At 63.1% G+C, this 2,391-nt stretch carries 2 protein-coding genes and 1 pseudogene; all 3 read right to left on the reverse strand.

The genetic code is table 11. The features are described 5' to 3' along the window. Positions 1 to 90 precede the first annotated feature (90 nt). Positions 91 to 1,542 (reverse strand): glucose-6-phosphate dehydrogenase, encoded by a 1,452-nt coding sequence (zwf, locus tag ABY403_RS15735; RefSeq protein WP_372841762.1) that lies wholly within the window; start codon positions 1,540 to 1,542, stop codon positions 91 to 93. Positions 1,543 to 1,639: 97 nt separating this feature from the next. Further along, the gene (locus ABY403_RS15740; protein WP_372841763.1) at positions 1,640 to 2,182 is read right to left on the reverse strand and encodes an RSP_2648 family PIN domain-containing protein; all 543 of its coding nucleotides are present in this window, start codon (positions 2,180 to 2,182) and stop codon (positions 1,640 to 1,642) included. Further along, a pseudogene (locus ABY403_RS15745) lies at positions 2,182 to 2,391 on the reverse strand (RlmI/RlmK family 23S rRNA methyltransferase); the annotation flags it as partial. The pseudogene ABY403_RS15745 and the gene ABY403_RS15740, both read right to left, overlap by 1 nt.

Below are 2,391 nucleotides of genomic sequence, written 5' to 3' on the forward strand. Positions count from 1 at the left end.
CCGCGCTGCGCAGCGCCTGCGCCAGTTCGGATGCGATCCGGTCGGCCAGCGCCAACGCCATCAGGTCGCGGTCGGGGTATTCGATCAACATCATTCGCGGATCTCGCGCCAGCGGCGGCCATCGCGGTGCATCAGCATCAAAGCGTCTTCCGGGCCGGACGAGCCTGCGTCATAGGGTTGCGGGCGCGTCTTTGCAGCCTCCCAACCCGCAATGATCGGGTCGGTCCATGCCCATGCGGCCTCGACCTCGTCGCCGCGCATGAACAGAGTCTGGTTGCCACGGATCACATCCATAATCAGCCGCTCATATGCATCAGGCATATCCGCCCCCTCTTCGCCGAGTGCGTCAGCGAAAGACATGTCAAGCGGCACCTGCACAAGGCGCATGCCCCCCGGTCCCGGTTCCTTGATCATCATCTTCAGGTTCATGCCCTCGTTTGGTTGCAGACGGATCACCAGCATATTCTCGCGCCAGTCGGTCGCATCGTCAAAGATCGAATGCGGCGGCTCTTTGAACACTACCGCAATTTCCGAGGTGCGTGCGCGCAATTTCTTTCCGGTGCGCAGATAGAACGGGATGCCCTTCCAGCGCCAGTTGGCGACATGGCAGCGCAGCGCCACATAGCTTTCAGTGCGGCTGTCGGGGTTGCCAGCATCGTCGCGGTAGCTGGCCCCGTTCGGTCCAACATACTGACCGCGCACGATATCCTCTGGCCCGAGCGGGTCGAGCGCGCGGATAACCTTGAGCTTTTCGTCGCGCACCGCACTGGGGTCGAAGTGATAGGGCGGCTCCATCGCGATCAGGCACAATAGCTGCATGAGGTGGTTCTGCACCATGTCACGCATCGCGCCCGAGGTATCGTAATAGGCCCCGCGCCCGCCGACCCCCACGGTTTCGGCCACCGTGATCTGCACATGGTCAACGTATTGCGCGTTCCAGAGCGGCTCGAACAGAATGTTGGCAAAGCGCACCGCCATCAGGTTCTGCACGGTTTCCTTGCCGAGGTAATGGTCGATCCGGTAAATCTGGCTTTCGGTGAAATGCGCCGCGAGCGTATCGTTCAGCGCGCGCGCCGAAACCAGATCGCGGCCAAAGGGCTTTTCCACCACGATGCGCGCATCCGCTTGGGCAATACCGTAGTTGTGCAGCCGATCAGCCAGCGCGCCGAAAAGCTCGGGCGCGACTGAAAAATAGAACGCCTGCACCAGATCTGGCCGCACCAGCGCCTTGAGCGTTTCCCAGCCAGTCTCGCCCGTGGCGTCGATGGTCACATAGTGCAGGCAGCGCAGAAAAGCCGCGATCTGCTCGGCGCTTTGCTTGGACTCGTCCACGAACTCTTTCAGCGCCTCGGCAACCTGTTCGCGGAACTGTTCGTCATTCAGCTCGGTTCGAGCGACACCGATGATGCGCGCCTCGTCAGGAACCTGCCCGCCAAAAAACCGCCGATAAAGGCTGGGCAAGATCTTGCGCCGCGCCAGATCGCCGGTTGCGCCAAAAATCACCAGATCGAATGGGTCCACCGGGATGACACGCGAAACCATACGGGGAGGCTCCTTGATGTTAGCGCAAACGCGGGCTTTCTAGCGCCCTCCAAATCGGAAGTCTAGCATTGCCCGCATATTGGGGCCAGTGCGGGTGTCAACCAGCCAAAGCCTTGCCCAGCCGTGGCAGGTCTGCGCGCTTCAGCAATGCGCGCAAAGGTTGCGGCGCGCCGCGCGCGGCTTCGGCACGGGCGCGCACGTCCTCGGCCAGCGCCGCGATCTCGGCGGGGTGGTGCGACCACAATTCCCAAAGAAATCCGTCAGGGTCGCGCCGTTCAATCCCCTCGGCGGTCAGAATGCCGCGCGGAAAATCGGCGCGGTTCAGCGTGATGATGGCATCCGCGCCCCCGGCAATTGCGGCGGCGAGCACATGGATGTCGTTTTCATCGGGCAGGTGCAACCGCGCCTCAAGCCCTTCGCGCCGCGCAACACTCGCGCCGGGATGCGCCGCTTTCAGCGCCGCGATCTCGGCACGCGCATAGACTTCTTCGACAGGTCCTAGCTTGCGCGTGGCGCGGGCCCATTCTTCAAGAATCCGCTCGGACCAGAGCGGTTCATAAAACCCCAGATCCGCCGCCCCCACCAGCATTTCGCGCAATACCGTGGGGTAGAGCACGCAAGCATCGAGCAGCGCGCGCATCAGTCGAGCCGGAAAACCAGCGCCTTGAGATAGGCGCTTTCGGCCAGTTGCGGCAGCATCGGATGGTCTGGCCCCGCACCGCCGGTAAAGATCAGTTGCCCACGCCGCCCGCCGCGCCCGATACCGCGCGCCGAGGCATTGCGGAACGCCGACAAATCGGCCGCATGCGAGCAGGAACAAAGCCCCAGATAGCCCCCCGGCGCCACCAG

The organism is Phaeovulum sp., from assembly GCF_041596715.1.
Taxonomy (GTDB): Bacteria; Pseudomonadota; Alphaproteobacteria; order Rhodobacterales; family Rhodobacteraceae; genus UBA6213.

Coding starts and splice junctions, on each gene's coding strand:
- zwf (WP_372841762.1), bottom strand. CDS start 1,542: ATGGTTTCGCGTGTCATCCCGGTGGACCCATTCGATCTGGTGATTTTT.
- ABY403_RS15740 (WP_372841763.1), bottom strand. CDS start 2,182: ATGCGCGCGCTGCTCGATGCTTGCGTGCTCTACCCCACGGTATTGCGC.